The following is an 18,193-nucleotide window of genomic DNA, read 5'->3' on the forward strand; positions in this document are numbered from 1 at the left end:
GTGGCGAACAAGAACATTCCCGACCCCGGCTTCTCCGACGACGACGGATCGGCCGACCCGGCCCTCGCAGCGGCGCTCGCCGCATGGCAGCAGGACCGCACCGCGCACGGCCCGGTCCTCGAAGCACTCGCGGGCGCCCGGCTCCTCGTACCCGTCGTCGCCGTGCTCGGGGAGGTCGAGGAGGACGAGAACGGGCTTCGGCGCGAGAAGACCAGTGACATGGCGGTGCCCACGCTCAAGGCCGGGCACCGCACCGCGCTTCCCGCCTTCACCTCCACCGCGGCCCTCGCCCTGTGGGACCCCGAGGCCCGCCCCGTCGCCGTACCGCTGCACCAGGCGCTCAAGGCCGCGGCCCACGAGCAGGCCGACACCATCGTGCTCGACCTCGCGGGCCCCGTCCCCTACGAGCTGAACCGCCCGGCCCTGATCGCCCTCGCCGAGGGCCGCCGCAGCTCCGACGCGCTCACGGACCCGGCCGTCGTCGCCGCCGTACGCGCGGTCGTCGCCGCCGAGCCCGCCGTGCTGCGCGCCCACCTCGGCCCCGGCACGGCCGACGGCACCCTCGCCCTGGTCCTCGATCCGGCCACCGCCCCCGCACCCGCCGCCCAGCGCGTCGCCGAGACCCTCGCCGCCGACGAAACACTCAGGGCCCGCCTGGTACGCGGCCTCGACCTGGCACTCCTGCCGGCCGAGGCGACGCCACCGGGCGAGCCCCTGTACGTACGCGGATAAGCAGATAAGCGGATGATGCGGAGGGCGGGAAGGCGCGGGGCCGTCAGCCGAAGACGGGGCCCGTGTACTTCTCGCCGGGGCCCTGGCCGGGCTCGTCCGGCACCACCGACGCCTCGCGGAACGCGAGCTGCAGCGACTTCAGGCCGTCCCGCAGCGGGGCCGCGTGGAAGGAGCTGACCTCCGTGGCGCTCGCGTCCAGAAGACCGGCGAGTGCCTGGATCAGCTTGCGGGCCTCGTCCAGGTCCTTGTGGGCGGCGCCCTCCTCGGCCAGGCCCAGATTCACCGCCGCCGCGCTCATCAGGTGCACCGCGACCGTGGTGATCACCTCGACCGCGGGGACGTCCGCGATGTCGCGGGTCATGGCGTCGAAGTCGGGGCTCTGGGGTGCGGGGGAAGCGGCGGGGCTCGTGTCACTCATGCCCCTCACCCTAGAGCCGCCGCGTGCGCGTTAGCCCCACCCCCCAGGACCTGCTAACCTTGTGTAACGACCGGCTGGACACCCGCGTGCCAACGCAAGTGCCCGGCCCACAAGTGGAGGCTCCGATCTCCCACCTGGCTGCTCCTAGGGGCGGCGGGTCACCGGTCAGGCGGTCGCCGCAGTGCGGCGGACCGTCGGATGTGCGCCCCGCGATCACTGCGGAGGTGCTCCGGTAAGTGTATGGAGCCCCTTCAGTGATCGGTCGGGGCATTTTTGTGCTCCGGTGCCGGTTGGTCGTAACAACAGACGTAACGCGGCTGTCCGCCAGACCGTCGCGTGGTGCTACCGAGGAGGATCCATCAGCGCCGAGCCCCGCATCAACGACCGGATTCGCGTTCCCGAGGTGCGACTTGTCGGCCCCAGCGGCGAGCAGGTCGGGATTGTTCCGCTTGCCAAGGCCCTGGAGCTTGCGCAGGAGTACGACCTCGACCTGGTCGAGGTCGCGGCGAACGCCCGTCCGCCCGTGTGCAAGCTCATGGACTACGGGAAGTTCAAGTACGAGTCGGCCATGAAGGCCCGTGAGGCGCGCAAGAACCAGGCGCACACGGTCATCAAGGAGATGAAGCTCCGGCCGAAGATCGACCCGCACGACTACGACACCAAGAAGGGTCACGTCGTCCGGTTCCTCAAGCAGGGCGACAAGGTCAAGATCACGATCATGTTCCGTGGTCGCGAGCAGTCCCGTCCGGAGCTCGGCTTCCGGCTGCTGCAGCGGCTCGCGGAGGATGTCCAGGACCTCGGGTTCATCGAGTCGAACCCGAAGCAGGACGGCCGAAACATGATCATGGTTCTCGGTCCGCACAAGAAGAAGACCGAGGCGATGGCCGAGGCCCGTGAGGCCCAGGCGGCTCGCAAGGCTGACGCGAAGGCCAACCCTGGCAAGTCGCAGAACGTCGCCGAGGACGAGCTTGCGGAAGGCGAAGAGCTTTCCGAAGCCCCCGTCGAGGCCCCGGCCGAGGCTCCCGCCGAGGCCTGATCCCCGGACGCGAGTCCAGGGGTCGCAACCGACACCCACGACGCTCCCGGATGCCCGGTTCCACGACCGGGCATCGGAGTGCCACCGACGAGGAGAGAACGGCGCTATGCCGAAGAACAAGACGCACAGCGGTGCCAGCAAGCGCTTCAAGATCACCGGCTCCGGCAAGGTGCTCCGCGAGCGCGCCGGCAAGCGCCACCTGCTCGAGCACAAGTCGTCCCGTCTGACGCGTCGCCTCACCGGCAACGCCGAGATGGCCCCGGGCGACGCCAAGAAGATCAAGAAGCTTCTCGGCAAGTGACGTGCCGGCGCGCGAAGCGCCGTACGTCAGGACCGGGACCCATACGTTTCCGGGCCGCGTGAGGAACACCGCGGCCCCGCTACAAGGAGTTAACAAGTGGCACGCGTCAAGCGGGCAGTCAACGCCCACAAGAAGCGTCGGGCGATCCTCGAGCAGGCCAGCGGCTACCGCGGCCAGCGGTCGCGCCTGTACCGCAAGGCGAAGGAGCAGGTCACCCACTCCCTCGTCTACAACTACAACGACCGCAAGAAGCGCAAGGGCGACTTCCGTCGGCTGTGGATCCAGCGCATCAACGCCGCTGCCCGCGCCAACGGCATCACCTACAACCGCTTCATCCAGGGTCTGAACGCCGCCAACATCGAGGTGGACCGCAAGATCCTCGCCGAGCTGGCCGTGAACGACGCCAACGCGTTCGCCGCCCTGGTCGAGGTCGCGCAGAAGGCGCTGCCGTCGGACGTCAACGCCCCGAAGGCGGCGTGACGTCGCACTGAGCCGAGCGACGTGAGTGGACCCGTAGGCCCGGTGGCCTACGGGTCCACTCACGTTTGCGTCCCTCGGCGAGCCGGCTGACGTTGGAACCCTCTCCGAACTCTGAAAGCGACTCGATGGCACACGGTCCCGAACTGATTTCCTCGCGTTCGCCGCGCGTCAGCGCTGCCCGGCGGCTCGGCAAGCGGAACTTCCGCGGCAAGGAGCGGCTGTTCCTCGCCGAGGGCCCGCAGGCCGTGCGGGAGGGGGCCGGGCACCGCGGGGACGGGCAGCCCACGCTGGTGGAGCTGTTCGCGACCGTCGAGGCCGCCGAGCGGTACGCCGACATCGTGGGCGCGGCACGGGACGCCGGTGCGCGCGTGCACCTCGCCGACGAGAGCGTCATCGCCGACATCTCCACCACCGTCACCCCGCAGGGACTCGTCGGGGTCTGCCGGTTCCTCGACGTGCCGTTCGAGGAGATCCTGGCCGGGCGGCCCAAGCTGGTCGCCGTGCTCGCACATGTGCGCGACCCCGGCAACGCCGGGACCGTGCTGCGGTGCGCCGACGCCGCGGGCGCCGACGCCGTGGTGCTCACGGACGCCTCCGTGGACCTGTACAACCCCAAGGCCGTGCGCGCCTCCGTCGGCTCGCACTTCCATCTGCCGGTCGCCGTGGGCGTACCCGTCGAGGACGCCGTACGCGGCCTGAAGCGCGCGGGCGTACGAGTGCTCGCCGCCGACGGCGCGGGCGATGACGACCTCGACGCCGAGCTCGACCAGGGCACCATGGGCACCGAGACCGCCTGGATCTTCGGCAACGAGGCCTGGGGCCTGCCGGAGGAGACCCGCGCACTCGCGGACGCCGTGGTGCGCGTTCCGATCCACGGAAGCGCCGAGAGCCTGAACCTGGCGACCGCGGCAGCCGTATGCCTCTATGCCTCCGCCCGTGCACAGCGCGCCGCCGGAGGGTGCCGCTCCGTCACCCCCGGCTAGTAGTGTGTCGGGCTCACAGGCCCACTGCGCCAGGCCCGAGAGGCGGGGATAAGCGGACATGAGCGTCGGCACGAGCAGACCACCGGGAGTAAGGGACATCCTGTGCCCTCCCGCGGGCCCCACCGGCCCCGCGGACGCCGGCCCCGCCGAGCTCGGCATCGACCCGGACGACCTGCCCGACGGCCTCGTCGTCGCCGACGAGGCCGGGCGCGTCATCTGCTTCAACGCGGCCGCGACCCGTATCACCGCCGTCCGCGCCGCCGACGCCCTCGGCGTCTCCATCGAGCGCGCGCTGCCCCTGGAGGACCTCGAAGGGCGCCGCTGGTGGCAGCTCACCGACCCCTACCACGGGCTCGCCATCAGGGTCGCCCAGCCCGAGCGGAACCTGCTCCTTCCCGGCGGCCGCGAAGTCCTCGTGTCCGCGCGCTACGTCCGCACCCGCCCCACGGGACCGCTGCGCCGCCTCGTCGTCTCCCTGCGCGACACCGAGGCCCGGCGCCGCACGGAGCGCAGCCACGCCGAGCTGATCGCCACCGTCGCCCACGAGCTGCGCTCGCCGCTGACGTCCGTCAAGGGGTTCACGGCGACGCTGCTCGCCAAGTGGGAGCGGTTCACCGACGACCAGAAACGGCTGATGCTGGAGACCGTGGACGCGGACGCCAACCGCGTCACCCGGCTGATCGCCGAGCTGCTCGACATCTCCCGGATCGACTCCGGGCGCCTGGAGCTGCGCCGCCAGCCCGTCGACATCGGCGCGGCCGTCGGACGGCACATCCAGGCCCATGTCGCCGCGGGTCAGGAGGCGGACCGCTTCCTGGTACGGGTGCAGCAGCCGCTGCCCGACCTCTGGGCCGACCCCGACAAGATCGACCAGATTCTGAGCAACCTCCTGGAAAACGCGGTGCGCCACGGTGAGGGAACGGTCACTATCGATGTGGCGCCCTCGCCGTCCCTGCGCGTGCGGGGAGCGGCCGAAACCGCGGTCACCGTCAGCGACGAGGGATCCGGCATTCCGGAGGAGTCGATGGGCCGCGTCTTCACCCGCTTCTGGCGGGGCAGCAAACGCGGCGGGACGGGACTGGGGTTGTACATCGTCAAGGGCATCGTCGAAGCGCACGGCGGCACGATCACCGTGGGCCGCGCGGCGGGCGGCGGCGCCCAGTTCCGATTTACGTTGCCCGTGGCGGCTCCGGCGTATCTGCAGTGATGGAATGGAAGGGGCCGCGAAGCGTCAGGCAGGGTGGTGAGTGACGGGGGGCCATGAGCAGCCCGCGGGCTCATCCGTTACCAGCACCCCGTTAGACTCGGTCGTTGGCACCTTTGTGTCCCCCATTTCGGGACATTCTCAGGACCAGTCGTCTCCGACTCGTTGACGGGGACCATCCGCCAGCCAACCGGAAGCACGGGAAGAGATGTCGGCACCGAACAAGTCGTACGACCCTGTCGAAGTCGAGGCACTGAAACCTGAAGAGATCGAGCGCATGCGGGACGAGGCGCTCGCCGCCTTCGCGGCCGCCGCCGACCTCGACCAGCTCCAGGAGGCCAAGACCGCCCACACCGGCGGCACCTCGCCGCTCGCGCTGGCCAACCGGGAGATCGGCGCGCTGCCGCCGCAGGCCAAGGCCGACGCGGGCAAGCGCGTGGGCATGGCCCGTGGCGCCGTGAACAAGGCGCTCGCCGCCCGCCAGAGCGAACTGGAGGCCGAGCGGGACGCACGCGTCCTGGTCGAGGAGGCCGTGGACGTCTCGCTGCCCCACGACCGCGTACCGGCCGGTGCCAGGCACCCGCTGACCACGCTGTCGGAGCGCATCGAGGACATCTTCGTGGCCATGGGCTACGCGGTCGCCGAGGGCCCCGAGGTCGAGGCCGAGTGGTTCAACTTCGACGCCCTGAACATCGGCCCGGACCACCCGGCCCGCGGCGAGCAGGACACGTTCTTCGTCCAGGGCGGCAAGGCCGCGGACGCCGAGGACTCCGGTGTCGTCCTTCGCACCCACACCTCACCCGTGCAGATCCGCTCGCTCATCGACCGCGAGCCGCCGGTGTACGTGATCTGCCCCGGCCGCGTGTACCGCACCGACGAGCTGGACGCCACCCACACCCCGGTCTTCCACCAGGTCGAGCTGCTCGCCGTGGACGAGGGCCTCACCATGGCCGACCTCAAGGGCACCCTGGACCACATGGTGCAGGAGCTGTTCGGCGGCGAGGGCATGAAGACCCGGCTCCGGCCGAACTTCTTCCCCTTCACCGAGCCGTCCGCCGAGATGGACATGGTCTGCTACGTGTGCCGTGGCGAGTCCGTGGGCAACCCCGACCGCCCCTGCCGCACCTGCTCCTCCGAGGGCTGGATCGAGCTCGGCGGCTGCGGCATGGTCAACCCCAAGGTCCTGACGGCCTGCGGTGTGGACCCCGAGAAGTACAGCGGGTTCGCCTTCGGGTTCGGCATCGAGCGGATGCTGATGTTCCGCCACAACGTAGAAGACATGCGAGACATGGTCGAGGGTGACGTGCGCTTCACCCGGCCGTTCGGGATGGAGATCTGATGCGGGTCCCGCTTTCCTGGCTGCGGGAGTATGTCGACCTCCCCGCCACCGAGACCGGCCGCGATGTGCAGGCCAAGCTCGTCGCGGCAGGTCTCGAGGTGGAGACCGTCGAACAGCTCGGCGCGGGCCTCAAGGGCCCCCTCGTCGTCGGCAAGGTCCTCACCATCGAGGAGCTGGAGGGCTTCAAGAAGCCCATCCGCTTCTGCACCGTCGACGTCGGCACCGCCAACGGCACCGGTGAGCCGCAGGAGATCGTCTGCGGCGCCCGGAACTTCGCCGTCGGCGACAAGGTCGTCGTGGTCCTGCCCGGCGCGGTCCTGCCCGGCGACTTCGCGATCGCCGCGCGCAAGACGTACGGCAAGACCTCGCACGGCATGATCTGCTCCGGCGACGAGCTCGGCATGGGCGACTCCACCGCGATGGGCGGCGACGGCATCATCGTCCTGCCGCCCGAGCACGAGGCGGGCACCGACGCCATCGAGCTGCTCGAACTGGTCGACGAGGTCCTCGACATCGCCGTCACGCCCGACCGCGGCTACTGCCTGTCGATGCGCGGCGTCGCCCGTGAGACCGCCACCGCCTACGGCCTGCCGCTGCGCGACCCGGCCCTGCTCGACGTACCGGCGCCGAACTCCTTCGGCTACCCGGTACGGATCAGCGACCCGGCGGGGTGCGACCGCTTCACCGCGCGCACGGTGACCGGGCTGCGGCCCGACGCCCGCTCGCCGCTCTGGCTCATGCGCCGCCTGCAGAAGGCGGGCATGCGCCCGATCTCGCTGACCGTCGACATCGCCAACTACGTGATGCTGGAGCTCGGCCAGCCCCTGCACACCTACGACCGCTCGCGCGTCCAGGGCGCCATCGGCGTGCGCCGGGCCGAGCAGGGCGAGAAGTTCACCACCCTCGACGGCGCTCAGCGTGTCCTCGGCGCCGAGGACCTGGTGATCACCGACGAGCGCGGCCCCATCGGCCTCGCGGGCGTCATGGGCGGCGCCAACACCGAGATCGCCGACACCGTCGTCGCCGCGTCCGACTCCTTCGGAGGGTCGGACGAGGCCCAGGCCACCACGGACGTGGTCATCGAGGCCGCGCACTTCGACCCCGTCGCCGTGGCCCGCACCGCGCGCCGGCACAAGCTGTACTCGGAGGCCGCCAAGCGCTTCGAGCGCGGCGTCGACCCGCAGGCCGCGTCCGCCGCCGCGCAGCGCACCGTCGACCTCCTCGTGCTGCTCGCGGGCGGCACCGCGGAGGCCGGTGTCACGGAGGTCATCGCGCCCTCCGCGCCGCACACCATCTCGATGCCCGCCGACCACCCGGACAAGGTCGCCGGTGTCGCCTACGGCCGCGAGACCGTCGTACGCCGTCTCCAGGAGGTCGGCTGCGACGTGTACGGGCAGGACTCCCTGACCGTCACGGTGCCGTCCTGGCGGCCCGACCTCGCCGAGATCAACGACCTCGCCGAGGAGGTCATCCGCCTCGAGGGGTACGAGAACCTGCCCTCGACGCTGCCCAAGCCCCCCGCCGGGCGCGGCCTGACCGGGCGGCAGCGGCTGCACCGGCGCGTGGGCCGCGCGCTCGCGGGCGCCGGTTATGTCGAGGCGCCGAACTACCCCTTCGTCGCGGAGCAGGTCTTCGACCAGCTCGGCCTCGACGCGGACGACCCGAACCGCCGTGTCGTCAAGCTCGTCAACCCGCTGTCCGACGAGGAGCCCGCTCTCCGTACGACGCTGCTGCCGGGCCTGCTCGCCACGCTGCGCCGCAACGACGGGCGCGGCAGCCACGACCTGGCGCTGTTCGAGACCGGTCTGGTCTTCCACCCGGGTTCGGGGGAGACCGCCCCGGCCGCGACCCCGCCCGTCGACCGGCGTCCCACGGACGAGGAGCTCGCGGCGCTCGACGCGACCCTGCCCGAGCAGCCCCGGCACGTCGCGGTCGTCCTCACCGGCGCCCGTGAGCAGGCCGGCTGGTGGGGCAAGGGCCGCCCGTCCGACTGGGCGGACGCCGTCGAGTCGGCGCGCACGGTGGCCCGCGAGGCCGGCGCCGAACTCATCGTCCAGCAGGGCCAGTACGGCCCGTGGCACCCCGGGCGCTGCGCAGAGCTGAGCGTCTACCTGGAGAGCGCCGAGGCCCCCGAGGGTGCTGAGGGGGCCGACAGCGCCGAGGGCGCCGACGGCAGCCGCGGTGGCATCATCTCCGTCGGCCACGCGGGCGAGCTGCACCCGCGCGTCATCAAGGCGTTCGGCCTGCCCGCCCGCACCTGCGCCATGGAGCTGAACCTCGATGTCCTCGCCGAGGCGGGCGAGGGTGCGCTGCGGGCGCCGCGCATCTCCACCTTCCCGGTGGCCACGCAGGACGTCGCGCTCGTCGTGGACCAGGACGTGCCCGCGGCCGTCGTCGAGGCGTTTCTGCGCGACGGTGCCGGTGAACTCCTGGAGGGCATCCGCCTGTTCGACGTCTTCACCGGTGAGCAGCTCGGCGCGGGCAAGAAGTCGCTCGCGTACGCGCTGCGCTTCCGTGCCGCCGACCGCACGCTGACCGTCGAGGAGGCCTCCGCGGCACGCGACGCGGCCGTGGCGCGCGCCGCAGAGGTGACCGGCGCGGTGCTGCGCGGGGCCTAGTACCCGGCGCCCGCGGGAACACCGCGGGCACGCAAGGCAGTTGAGGGGCGCATCCGCGAAGGCGGATGCGCCCCTCACTCGTTGCGTGTCCCGCCGCAGGCGGAGACCGGGCGGTGCGCCCGCACCATGAGCTGAACACCGCCCGGCGTGGTACGGCCTGCGCCGTCCGGGCCGTCGCGGAGTTACCAGGCAGACGACGGCCTACGGACGGCGCCACAGTGGGGCCGCCGCACTGTATGAGGGGGGAGCCGGCGGCCCGGCCGCCTCCTTGGTGAGGGCTCTCAGTCAACCGGGCCCGCGCCCGGCGTGGCAGAGCGCGCACCGAGCGGATGCGGGCACTCCGTTCACACCCCGTGTGAGGGGAGTGCGACTACGCTGGGTCGCACGGAGCCGACGGAGGGCATTCATGCAGCCCAACACCCTGCTCGACGCGATCCTCGACGAGGCGGGCATCTCGCATGCGGGTCTTGCCGCCCATGTGAACCAGGCAGGCAGGGCGAGAGGCCTCTCGCTGAGATACGAACACACCGCCGTGGCGCGCTGGTTGAAGGGCCAGCGCCCGCGCGGCCAGGTGCCGGACCTGATCTGTGAGGTGCTCGCCGGACGTCTGCGGCGCACGGTCACGCTCGACGACATCGGCCTCGGGGTGCCCGGCTCCACGGCCGCCAGGCACAGCTCGATGGCCTCCACGCTCTCCGGGTTCGTCGAGCGGGCCACGGCGCTGTGGCGCTCGGACGAACAGCAGCGCCCGCATCTGCTCGGCGCCCCCGCCGTCACCGGTACGCCCGCGGTCATGCCGGTGTGGGAGTGGGAGAACCCGCCGGAGGACGTGGACGTCTCACGCGGCGGCCGGCACCCGGTCAGCATGGCGGACGTGGACATGATGCGGATGGCCAGGGCGCACTACGAGCAGATGTACCGCAAGACCGGCGGGGTGGCCACGCGCACCCGCATCGTGGGCTTCCTGAACGCCGAGGCGGCCCCGCTGCTGCGGGGCAGCTACACCGACGCGATGGGGCGTCAGCTCCACCGGGCCACGGGCGGCCTGGTGGCGATAGCGGGCATCTGCGCCTACGACTCGGACGCGCACGGCCTGGCGCAGCGCTACTTCCACCAGGCCCTGCGGCTCGCGAAGGCCAGTGGTGACCGCGGGCTCGGCGCCTATGTCATCGCGCTGCTCGTCAACCAGTCGCTCTTCATGCGTGAGTACCGCCAGGCGGTCGCCTTCGCGGAGGCCGCGCTGCGGGCCGCGGGACGTGACATCACCCCGGCGCTCGCGTCCGACCTGTACGCGATGCAGGCCAAGTCGTACGCGCACCTGGGCGACGGCAGCAGCGCCCTGTCGTGCATCCGGCGTGCCGAGGCCGCGGCCGACCGCATCCGGCGGGGGCGCGAGCCGGACGAGACGGGCTATGTCCAGCCCGGCCTGGTGAACGTACAGGTGGCGGAGGCACTGCTCAGCCTCGGCGATCTCACCGGGGCGCACGAGCACGCCGCGGCGGCCGTGGACACCCCGGCGCACGACCGAGGCCGCGTCCACCGGCTCGCCATGCTGAGCCAGATCGAACTGCGCAAGGGGAACACCGACGAGGCCGTCGCGACGGCGGTGGAAATGGCGGAACAGGCGCGGGGGATGGAGTCCCAGCGGCTGCGCGACCGGCTGCGGGCGGTGCGCGAGCACCTGGTGCGCAGCGACTGCGCGGGCACGGCCGAGGCCGCCGAACTCATCGACGGGGCACTGCGGGTACCGCTGTAGCAACACCGCGCGGTACCGCGCGAACTCCGCGCCGCCGGAGGGCCGGGGGCGGAACGACTCATGACACGTGCTACTTCGCTCTGCCGTGCGCGGAGTGCTCTGCACACTCTCCTGCTGCGATATTGCCATCTATTCGGCGGAAGGTGGCAGAACCGTGCAGTGGACGAAACAGAGCGAACAAACTGTGTATGGAAACCGATGGTTCACCGTCAATCTCGCAGATGTCGAGCTACCCGACGGGCGACACCTCGACCACTTCCTGATACAACTGCGGCCGGTGGCGATCGCCACGGTCGTCAACGAGGCCAACGAGGTGCTGCTCCTGTGGCGGCACCGCTTCATCACCGACAGTTGGGGCTGGGAACTGGCCGCGGGGGTCGTCGAGGACGGCGAGGACATCGCAGGCGCGGCGGCCCGCGAGATGGAGGAGGAGACCGGCTGGCGGCCGGGACCCTTGCGGCACCTGATGAGCGTGGAGCCGTCCAACGGTCTCACCGACGCCCGGCACCACATCTACTGGTCGGACGAGGGGACCTACATCGGCCACCCTCAGGACGACTTCGAGTCGGACCGACGTGAGTGGGTCCCACTGAAGCTCGTCCCCGACATGGTGGGGCGGGGCGAGGTCCCGGCCGCCAATATGGCGGCGGCACTCCTCATGCTGCACCATCTGCGTCTTGGCCAGGACGCGCGTTAACGGTCCTGTCCCGGCTCGGCCCTAGCGCCCGAGGGCCTGCCAGACCGCCACCGCGAGTGCCCCGATCGACGTAAGGGCGGCGAGGGCCGGCAGGGGCCACCTGTTGTGCTCGAGGGCCGTGATCCGGAGGGACAGGTCATCCTGGTCCTTGGTGTGCTGGGAGTCGCTCTGCGTGAGTAACGCGAGCCGTCCGTCGACGCGGGCGAGGCCCACGTCCAGGCTGCGTCGTAACTCTGCGAGTTCTTCCGGGACCACGGGACGCTCGGGGTCGGTGGTCACGAGTCAGCTCCTTTCGGTAGCGGTCACTTCCCCCCTGTGCGCACGGAAAGTCAACTCGCCAGGTGGTCGGGGCGACAGCGTGTGCGAAGGGCATATGCGAGCCCGCCGCGCACACGGTGTGTGAATGGCGCGGGCCCGGCACTCGATGAGTGCCGGGCCCGTGAACTGACCGAAAATTGACTTGAATTCAGCTACGGAGCGTAGCTGCTCCGAGGTCGCGTCCCGGTAAGCGGAACCTAGTACGTGTAGAAACCGGAACCGGTCTTGCGGCCGAGGCGGCCCGCGTCGACCATGCGCTGGAGCAGCGGGGGAGCGGCGTACAGCGGCTCCTTGTACTCCTCGTACATGCTGTCCGCGACCGACGCCACCGTGTCGAGGCCGATGAGGTCGGACAGCTTCAGCGGGCCCATCGGGTGGGCACAGCCCATCTCCATGCCGTTGTCGATGTCCTCGCGCGAGGCGATGCCCGACTCGAACATCCGGATGGCCGAAAGCAGATACGGGATGAGGAGCGCGTTCACCACGAAGCCCGAGCGGTCCTGGGCGCGGATCGCGTGCTTGCCGAGCACCTTCTCCACCAGCACCTGCGCCCGGCTGATGGTGCCCTCCGACGTGGTCAGCGCCGGAATCAGCTCGACGAGCTGCTGCACGGGGGCCGGGTTGAAGAAGTGGATGCCGATGACGTGGTCGGGGCGGGAGGTCGCCACGGCCAGCTTCACCAGCGGGATGGAGGAGGTGTTGGAGGCGAGGATGGCGTCCTGGCGCGTCACCACATGGTCGAGCACCTGGAAGATCTCGGTCTTGACCTGCTCGTTCTCCACGACCGCCTCGATGACGAGGTCACGGTCGGCGAACTCGCCGAGGTCGGTGGTGAAGCTGAGGCGCTCCATCGCGGAGTCCCGCTCCTCCTCGGAGATCTTGCCGCGCTCGGCCGCCTTGGCCAGGGAGTTGCACAGCCGGGTGCGGCCGATCTCCAGGGCCTCACCGGTGGTCTCCGCGACCATCACATCCAGGCCGGAACGGGCGCAGACCTCCGCGATCCCCGCGCCCATCTGGCCGCAGCCCACTACTCCCACGCGCGCAATGTCGGCCATGGAGTCGGTCACCTCGTGCCTTTCGCTGATCAACAGGTCCGGCAGGGTCCCCCGCACGGTGCCGGTGCCTGCCTCGCCGGTGAACGTTACTCCGCAACCTGCGGTGAGATCCGGTCCGGGTCGGGCATGCTGTTGCCGCACGGCCAGCGATCGCCGGAGGAATCCTGACTCGAGGGGCGACTTCATGAGGCATATGTCACGTCGGGCGTTCACCATGGCGGCGGCCACGGTCGCCGCCGGGCTCGCGGTGTCCGGGGACGCGGTGGCGGCGCCCGCGGCCCGGCACCGGGGGCGCGAGCTGCGCGGTATGTGGGTGGCGACCGTCGTCAACATCGACTGGCCTTCCAAGCCGGGACTGTCCGCCGACCAGCAGCGCGCGGAGCTGATCACGTATCTGGACGAAGCGGTCCGCCGCCGTCTGAACGCGGTGGTCCTCCAGGTGCGCCCCACCGCGGACGCCTTCTGGCCGTCACGGTTCGAGCCCTGGTCGGAGTACCTCACGGGCACCCAGGGCAAGGACCCCGGCTGGGACCCGCTGGGCACCGCCGTGCGCGAGGCGCACCGAAGAGGCCTTGAGCTGCACGCCTGGTTCAACCCGTTCCGGATCGCCATGCACACCGACCCGACCCGCCTCGTTCCGTCCCACCCGGCACGACTGCACCCCGACTGGGTCGTGCCGTACGGCGGGAAGCTCTACTACAACCCCGGGCTGCCCGAGGTGCGGCGGTTCATGCAGGACTCCATGCTCGACGCGGTGCGCCGCTATCCCCTGGACGCGGTCCACTGGGACGACTACTTCTACCCGTACCCCGTCGCGGGCCAGAACTTCGACGACGACGACGCCTTCGCCCGCTACGGCGGCGGCTTCCCCGACCGGGCGTCGTGGCGCCGCGACAACATCGACCGCATGGTGCGGGAGATGGGCGTACGGGTGAAGAAGGTGCGTAGGCGCACGCAGTTGGGGATCAGTCCGTTCGGCGTGTGGCGCAACGCGGCGACCGACCCGACCGGTTCGGACACCCGGGCGGGCGTGCAGACCTACGACGATCTGTACGCGGACACGCGCGGCTGGGTGCGCAAGGGGTGGATCGACTACATCTGCCCGCAGTTGTACTGGCACATCGGGCTCGCCGCGGCCGACTACGCCAAGCTGGTGCCCTGGTGGGACGAGGTGGCGCGGGGCACGGGCGTGCGGCTCTACGTGGGGGAGGCCCTCTACAAGGCGGGGGACCCGGCGCAGCCCGCGCCGTGGCAGGACCCCGCGGAGCTGTCCCGGCACCTCACCTTCGCCAAGGGTTATCCGCACGTGCGCGGGCACGTCTTCTACTCGGCGAAGCACGTCGTCGCCGACCGGATCGGCGCGATGCAGCGCGTCGTCGACGACCACTACCGCGTCCGCGCCGGCTGAGCGCCGCGGTGCCGGGGCCCGGGCCCGGGTCGGGCGGCCCGGGCCCCGGTGCTCACTCGCCGGTGCCGAAGTGCCGTACGACGGTGTCCGGGCCCGGTGACATGAGAGTCTCGTGCCCGTCATCGAACCGCACGCGATAGGGCGGGGTGCCGTTCGCGCCGAGGACCTCGATGACCTCCGCCGTCCGGTCGTGCTGTCCGACGATCCTGCCGTGGATCAGCAGCCGGTCGCCCACGGATGCTTGCATGGGGAGTGCCCTCCTCCTGGATCACAGTGGTGGCGGTGCGTGGCCGTCAGTGTACGACCGGTGTCGGCTGTTGGCGCCTCCTCTGTCACCGCCTCCCCGCGCGGGCGCCGGGTGACGGCCGCCGGGCGCCCACCTGTCAGCCGCGGGCCCGCTGGGTGACGGCGATGCACACGAGGACCGCCACCGCCGTCAGCGGCGCCGCGGGCGTCAGTTCCTCGCCGAGCAGGAACAGCGACCAGAACAGGGTGAGCAGGGGCTGGGCGAGCTGGAGCTGGCTGGCCTTCGGGATGCCGATGGCGGCCATGCCGCGGTACCAGACGAGCAGCCCGAGGAACTGTGAGCCGATCGCCGCGTAGAGCAGGCCCGCCGTGCTGTGCGCCGTCAGCTCGAAGGACTCGTGCGCCAGGGCGACGGCCGACCAGGCGACGGACAGCGGCAGACAGAGCACCAGGGCCCAGCCGATGACCTGCCAGCCCGGCATCACCCGGGCGAGCCGGCCGCCCTCGGTGTAACCGGCGGCGCACACCAGGAGCGCGCCGAACAGATACAGGTCGGCGGTGGAGAGCGCGCCGCCGCTCTGCTGCACCGTGAACCCGAGGACCGCCACCGCGCCCGCGATCGCCGCCGTCCAGAAGGTGCGCGATGGACGGACGCCGGTGCGCAGCGCCGAGAACGCGGCGGTCGTCAGGGGCAGCAGGCCGACGACCACGGCCGCGTGCGCGGTGCTCGACGTCTGCAGGGCGAGGGCCGTGAGCAGCGGGAACCCGATCACGACACCGCCCGCGACGACCGCGAGTCCGCCCCAGTGGGCCCGCGGCGGCACGGGAACGCGCAGCGCGAGCAGACAGCCACCGGCGATCACCGCGCTCAGCACACAGCGCAGACCGACCAGGGACCAGGGCCCGATGCCTTCGAGGCCCCAGGCGGTAGCCGGGAACGTGAGGGAGAAGGCGACGACGCCGAGCGCGGCTTGAACGGTGCCTGCGCGGCGGCGGTCGGGGGCCGGGGCTCCCGTGGGCGCGGTGGCCGGGACTGTTATCCGTCGGGAGGCAGTAGCGCTATCCTGTGCGTTCATGCATGAGCGTAGCAGTGTGAATGAGTTGACGCAGAAGCTGCGGGGTGAGCTGGACCGCTACTCTCCGGGTGGGAAGCTGCCGTCCAGTCGGGCGCTGGTCGAGCGGTTCCGGGTGAGCCCGGTGACCGTGTCGCGTGCGCTGGCGCAGCTCGCCGCGGAGGGGCTCGTCGTCACCCGGCCGGGCGCCGGGGCCTTCCGGGCGCAGCCGCAGGGAGCGGGCGTCGCCGCGGCCGTGGGGGACACCTCCTGGCAGGAGGTGACACTCAGCGCGGACGCCGCCACGGAGGTCGTGCCCCGGTCCGTCGACGCCTCCGGCGTCCTCGCCACCCTCGCCGTGCCGTCGCCCGGCGTCGTGGAGTTCAGCGGCGGCTATCTGCACGCGTCGCTGCAGCCCGAGCGCGCGATGGCCGCCGCGCTCGCCCGCGCGGGCCGCCGCCCCGGCGTCTGGGACCGGCCACCGGCCGAGGGCCTGCCGGAGCTGCGGGAGTGGTTCGCGCGCGGCATCGGGGGCGCGATCACCGCCGCCGAGGTCCTGATCACCGCGGGCGGGCAGAGCGCCCTGACGACGGCCCTGCGCGCCCTCGCCCCGCCCGGCGCGCCCGTGCTGCTCGAATCGCCCACCTACCCGGGCCTCCTCGCGATCGCGCGGGCCGCGGGGCTGCGCCCGGTGCCGGTGCCCGTGGACACCGACGGCGTACGCCCCGACCTGCTCGCCGCCGCGTTCCGTGCCACCGGCGCGCGGGTGTTCGTCTGCCAGCCCCTGTTCCAGAACCCCACCGGCGCCGTCCTGTCCGCCGAGCGCCGCCCCGAGGTCCTGCGGATCGCCCACGAGGCGGGCGCGTTCGTGGTCGAGGACGACTTCGTGCGCCGCCTGGTCCACGAGGACGCGGGGCCGCTGCCCCGGCCGCTCGCCTCGGACGACAGGGACGGTGTCGTCGTGCACGTCTGCTCGCTGACCAAGGCGACGTCGCCGAACTTTCGCGTGAGCGCCCTCGCCGCGCGCGGGCCCGTCCTGGAGCGGCTGCGCGCCATCCAGGTCGTCGACCACTTCTTCGTGCCGAGACCCCTCCAGGAGGCCGCGCTCGAACTCGTCGGCTCCCCGGCCTGGCCGCGCCATCTGCGCACCGTGGCCGTCGAGTTGCGGGACCGCAGGGACGCGATGGCGGCGGCGCTGCGGCTGCGCCTGCCCGAGCTCGCGCTGCCGCACGTCCCGGTCGGCGGCTACCACCTGTGGCTGCGACTGCCCGACGGCACCGACGAAACCGCCCTGGCCGCGGCCGCGTCGCGCGCCGGGGTGGCGGTGGCGCCGGGCCGCCCGTACTTCGCGGCGGAACCGCCCGCGGGTCACCTGCGGGTCAGCTTCGCGGCGCTCGCCGGTCCCGGGGAGATCACCGAGGGTGTCCGCAGGCTGCGCGTAGCGTGCGACGAGGTGCTTGTGTGAGGAAGGGCGCGTGCGGGAGCGGCGAAAGACACTCGACGCCGGGCGGCGGTCCTGCGAGTCTCGCGTCATGACCAACGAGTACGAAGCCCCTGACAAGCGCGCGTTCCCCTTTCCCGACGGGTACGAGCTGTCCACCGACCCCGCCCGCCTCGATCTCTGCCGCATCCACCAGTGGCTGTCGCAGGACGCCTACTGGGCCATCGGCAGGACGCGCGGCAAGCAGGACGCGTCCGTGGCCGGTTCGCTCAACTTCGGTGTGTACGAGGAGGCTTCGGGCACCCAGGTCGGCTACGCCCGCGTGGTGACCGACCACGCCACGTTCGCCTTCCTCTGCGACGTCTACATCGACCGTTCGGTGCGCGGCAAGGGGCTCGGCACCGCGCTCGCGGCCGGGGTACGGGACCACCTCGCCCCGTACGGGCTGCGCAGGGTGCTGCTCGCCACGGGGGACGCGCACGGGGTGTACGAGAAGGTGGGCTTCACCGGCCTCGACCACCCCGAGCACTGGATGCTGCTCGGGGAGCAGTGACCCGGCGGCGGCCCGAGCGCGGGCACGGTCACGGCAGGCGCGTGTAGTCCGTCGTCAGGAGCAGGTCCTTGGCGGGGCCCGCCACCCGCCACCGGGTGCGCCAGCGGTCCGCGTCGTACACCTCGAACGCGCCGCGGTACAGGTCCCGCGCGCACGGGTGGTCGGCGGTGTGACGGCCCGAGCGCAGGTCCAGGTCGTGGAAGAAGCGCCCGTCGGCGAAGTGCACGGCGGCGGTGCCCGGCCCCTCGCCCGGCAGGAACCGCAGGGTGCGCTCGGCGGGCCGGGCGACGCCGTGCCAGGTGAACGTGCCGGACTCGTGGTGCAGCAGGCCCGCGGGGGCCGCGGTCGGGCGCGGGCCCGTGCCGTCGAGCGGGGTGAAGCGTGTCGTCCCGCTGAACCGCCCCTCGGCCGGACCGGCCGCCACGCCGTGTCCTGCCGCCGCGCCGCTCCTCGCCGCCCCACGGCTTCCTGTCGCCGCGCCGCTTTCCGCCGCCCCACGGCTTCCTGTCGCCGCGCCGCTTTCCGCCGTCGCGCCGCTCCCTGTCGCCCCACCGCT

The 18,193-nt window shown here is 71.9% G+C and carries 19 protein-coding genes; 13 read left to right on the plus strand and 6 right to left on the minus strand.

Annotation, left to right across the window (positions count from 1 at the left end):
- Positions 1 to 732, plus strand: a complete 732-nt coding sequence (locus IG78_RS0106310; protein WP_030560329.1) for an SseB family protein — start codon at positions 1 to 3, stop codon at positions 730 to 732.
- Positions 733 to 775: 43 nt separating this feature from the next.
- Here IG78_RS0106310 and IG78_RS0106315 read toward each other — a convergent pair whose 3' ends face one another.
- On the minus strand, positions 776 to 1,150 hold the full coding sequence (locus IG78_RS0106315) for a DUF1844 domain-containing protein (protein ID WP_030560331.1): 375 nt from the start codon (positions 1,148 to 1,150) through the stop codon (positions 776 to 778).
- Between the two features lie 358 nt (positions 1,151 to 1,508).
- Here IG78_RS0106315 and infC point away from each other — a divergent pair, with 358 nt between their 5' ends.
- The 9 genes from infC (at position 1,509) to IG78_RS0106360 (ending at position 11,564) form a co-directional block, all read left to right on the plus strand.
- Positions 1,509 to 2,186 carry a translation initiation factor IF-3 gene (gene infC / locus IG78_RS0106320; protein ID WP_213084188.1) on the plus strand — a complete coding sequence of 226 codons (678 nt, stop codon included), beginning with the start codon at positions 1,509 to 1,511 and terminating at the stop codon, positions 2,184 to 2,186.
- Positions 2,187 to 2,292: 106 nt separating this feature from the next.
- The gene (gene rpmI / locus IG78_RS0106325; RefSeq protein WP_030560333.1) at positions 2,293 to 2,487 is read left to right on the plus strand and encodes a 50S ribosomal protein L35; all 195 of its coding nucleotides are present in this window, start codon (positions 2,293 to 2,295) and stop codon (positions 2,485 to 2,487) included.
- Positions 2,488 to 2,583: 96 nt separating this feature from the next.
- Positions 2,584 to 2,967: a 50S ribosomal protein L20 gene (rplT, locus tag IG78_RS0106330; RefSeq protein ID WP_030560335.1), complete on the plus strand. Its 384-nt coding sequence runs from the start codon at positions 2,584 to 2,586 to the stop codon at positions 2,965 to 2,967.
- A gap of 125 nt (positions 2,968 to 3,092) precedes the next feature.
- Positions 3,093 to 3,950, plus strand: coding sequence for a TrmH family RNA methyltransferase (locus IG78_RS0106335; RefSeq protein ID WP_030560336.1), 858 nt, complete (start codon positions 3,093 to 3,095; stop codon positions 3,948 to 3,950).
- A 58-nt stretch (positions 3,951 to 4,008) separates the two neighbouring features.
- The gene (locus IG78_RS0106340) at positions 4,009 to 5,157 is read left to right on the plus strand and encodes a sensor histidine kinase (RefSeq protein ID WP_030560337.1); all 1,149 of its coding nucleotides are present in this window, start codon (positions 4,009 to 4,011) and stop codon (positions 5,155 to 5,157) included.
- Positions 5,158 to 5,362: 205 nt separating this feature from the next.
- Positions 5,363 to 6,493, plus strand: a complete 1,131-nt coding sequence (pheS, locus tag IG78_RS0106345; RefSeq protein WP_030560338.1) for a phenylalanine--tRNA ligase subunit alpha — start codon at positions 5,363 to 5,365, stop codon at positions 6,491 to 6,493.
- Positions 6,493 to 9,111, plus strand: a complete 2,619-nt coding sequence (pheT, locus tag IG78_RS0106350; RefSeq protein ID WP_030560339.1) for a phenylalanine--tRNA ligase subunit beta — start codon at positions 6,493 to 6,495, stop codon at positions 9,109 to 9,111. Before pheS ends, pheT begins: the two co-directional genes overlap by 1 nt.
- Before the next feature lie 406 nt (positions 9,112 to 9,517).
- Positions 9,518 to 10,867, plus strand: coding sequence for an NsdA family TPR-like regulatory protein (locus IG78_RS0106355; RefSeq protein WP_030560341.1), 1,350 nt, complete (start codon positions 9,518 to 9,520; stop codon positions 10,865 to 10,867).
- Positions 10,868 to 11,021: 154 nt separating this feature from the next.
- A complete protein-coding gene (locus IG78_RS0106360) occupies positions 11,022 to 11,564 on the plus strand; it encodes an NUDIX hydrolase (protein ID WP_030560342.1) in 543 nt (180 codons plus the stop codon).
- A 21-nt stretch (positions 11,565 to 11,585) separates the two neighbouring features.
- Here the strand turns inward: IG78_RS0106360 and IG78_RS0106365 are convergent, their stop codons facing one another.
- Together IG78_RS0106365 and IG78_RS0106370 are read right to left on the minus strand one after the other, a co-directional pair.
- The gene (locus IG78_RS0106365) at positions 11,586 to 11,843 is read right to left on the minus strand and encodes a hypothetical protein (RefSeq protein WP_030560343.1); all 258 of its coding nucleotides are present in this window, start codon (positions 11,841 to 11,843) and stop codon (positions 11,586 to 11,588) included.
- A 236-nt stretch (positions 11,844 to 12,079) separates the two neighbouring features.
- On the minus strand, positions 12,080 to 12,937 hold the full coding sequence (locus tag IG78_RS0106370; protein WP_030560345.1) for a 3-hydroxybutyryl-CoA dehydrogenase: 858 nt from the start codon (positions 12,935 to 12,937) through the stop codon (positions 12,080 to 12,082).
- A 184-nt stretch (positions 12,938 to 13,121) separates the two neighbouring features.
- Between IG78_RS0106370 and IG78_RS0106375 the strand changes: the two genes are divergently transcribed.
- Positions 13,122 to 14,345 (plus strand): glycoside hydrolase family 10-like protein, encoded by a 1,224-nt coding sequence (locus IG78_RS0106375; protein WP_030560346.1) that lies wholly within the window; start codon positions 13,122 to 13,124, stop codon positions 14,343 to 14,345.
- Positions 14,346 to 14,397: 52 nt separating this feature from the next.
- Here IG78_RS0106375 and IG78_RS0106380 read toward each other — a convergent pair whose 3' ends face one another.
- On the minus strand, positions 14,398 to 14,592 hold the full coding sequence (locus IG78_RS0106380; protein ID WP_030560348.1) for a DUF1918 domain-containing protein: 195 nt from the start codon (positions 14,590 to 14,592) through the stop codon (positions 14,398 to 14,400).
- A 136-nt stretch (positions 14,593 to 14,728) separates the two neighbouring features.
- The gene (locus IG78_RS0106385) at positions 14,729 to 15,667 is read right to left on the minus strand and encodes a DMT family transporter (RefSeq protein WP_030560349.1); all 939 of its coding nucleotides are present in this window, start codon (positions 15,665 to 15,667) and stop codon (positions 14,729 to 14,731) included.
- Between IG78_RS0106385 and IG78_RS0106390 the strand changes: the two genes are divergently transcribed.
- Together IG78_RS0106390 and IG78_RS0106395 are read left to right on the plus strand one after the other, a co-directional pair.
- Entirely contained in the window at positions 15,666 to 17,108 is a 1,443-nt protein-coding gene (locus IG78_RS0106390; RefSeq protein WP_030560351.1) for an aminotransferase-like domain-containing protein, read from the plus strand. The two genes, IG78_RS0106385 and IG78_RS0106390, sit on opposite strands and share 2 nt — an antisense overlap.
- 67 nt (positions 17,109 to 17,175) lie before the next feature.
- A complete protein-coding gene (locus IG78_RS0106395; RefSeq protein WP_030560352.1) occupies positions 17,176 to 17,637 on the plus strand; it encodes a GNAT family N-acetyltransferase in 462 nt (153 codons plus the stop codon).
- Positions 17,638 to 17,665: 28 nt separating this feature from the next.
- On the opposite strand, the gene IG78_RS52410 is transcribed toward IG78_RS0106395, so the two are convergent.
- Entirely contained in the window at positions 17,666 to 18,061 is a 396-nt protein-coding gene (locus tag IG78_RS52410) for a DUF6314 family protein (protein ID WP_063760713.1), read from the minus strand.
- Positions 18,062 to 18,193: the final 132 nt, after the last annotated feature.

Source organism: Streptomyces aureocirculatus (assembly GCF_000720475.1).
Lineage (GTDB): Bacteria > Actinomycetota > Actinomycetes > Streptomycetales > Streptomycetaceae > Streptomyces > Streptomyces aureocirculatus.

Coding starts and splice junctions, on each gene's coding strand:
- IG78_RS0106315 (WP_030560331.1), bottom strand. CDS start 1,150: ATGAGTGACACGAGCCCCGCCGCTTCCCCCGCACCCCAGAGCCCCGAC.
- rpmI (WP_030560333.1), top strand. CDS start 2,293: ATGCCGAAGAACAAGACGCACAGCGGTGCCAGCAAGCGCTTCAAGATC.
- IG78_RS0106335 (WP_030560336.1), top strand. CDS start 3,093: ATGGCACACGGTCCCGAACTGATTTCCTCGCGTTCGCCGCGCGTCAGC.
- IG78_RS0106340 (WP_030560337.1), top strand. CDS start 4,009: ATGAGCGTCGGCACGAGCAGACCACCGGGAGTAAGGGACATCCTGTGC.
- pheS (WP_030560338.1), top strand. CDS start 5,363: ATGTCGGCACCGAACAAGTCGTACGACCCTGTCGAAGTCGAGGCACTG.
- pheT (WP_030560339.1), top strand. CDS start 6,493: ATGCGGGTCCCGCTTTCCTGGCTGCGGGAGTATGTCGACCTCCCCGCC.
- IG78_RS0106355 (WP_030560341.1), top strand. CDS start 9,518: ATGCAGCCCAACACCCTGCTCGACGCGATCCTCGACGAGGCGGGCATC.
- IG78_RS0106370 (WP_030560345.1), bottom strand. CDS start 12,937: ATGGCCGACATTGCGCGCGTGGGAGTAGTGGGCTGCGGCCAGATGGGC.
- IG78_RS0106375 (WP_030560346.1), top strand. CDS start 13,122: ATGAGGCATATGTCACGTCGGGCGTTCACCATGGCGGCGGCCACGGTC.
- IG78_RS0106380 (WP_030560348.1), bottom strand. CDS start 14,592: ATGCAAGCATCCGTGGGCGACCGGCTGCTGATCCACGGCAGGATCGTC.
- IG78_RS0106390 (WP_030560351.1), top strand. CDS start 15,666: ATGCATGAGCGTAGCAGTGTGAATGAGTTGACGCAGAAGCTGCGGGGT.
- IG78_RS0106385 (WP_030560349.1), bottom strand. CDS start 15,667: ATGAACGCACAGGATAGCGCTACTGCCTCCCGACGGATAACAGTCCCG.
- IG78_RS0106395 (WP_030560352.1), top strand. CDS start 17,176: ATGACCAACGAGTACGAAGCCCCTGACAAGCGCGCGTTCCCCTTTCCC.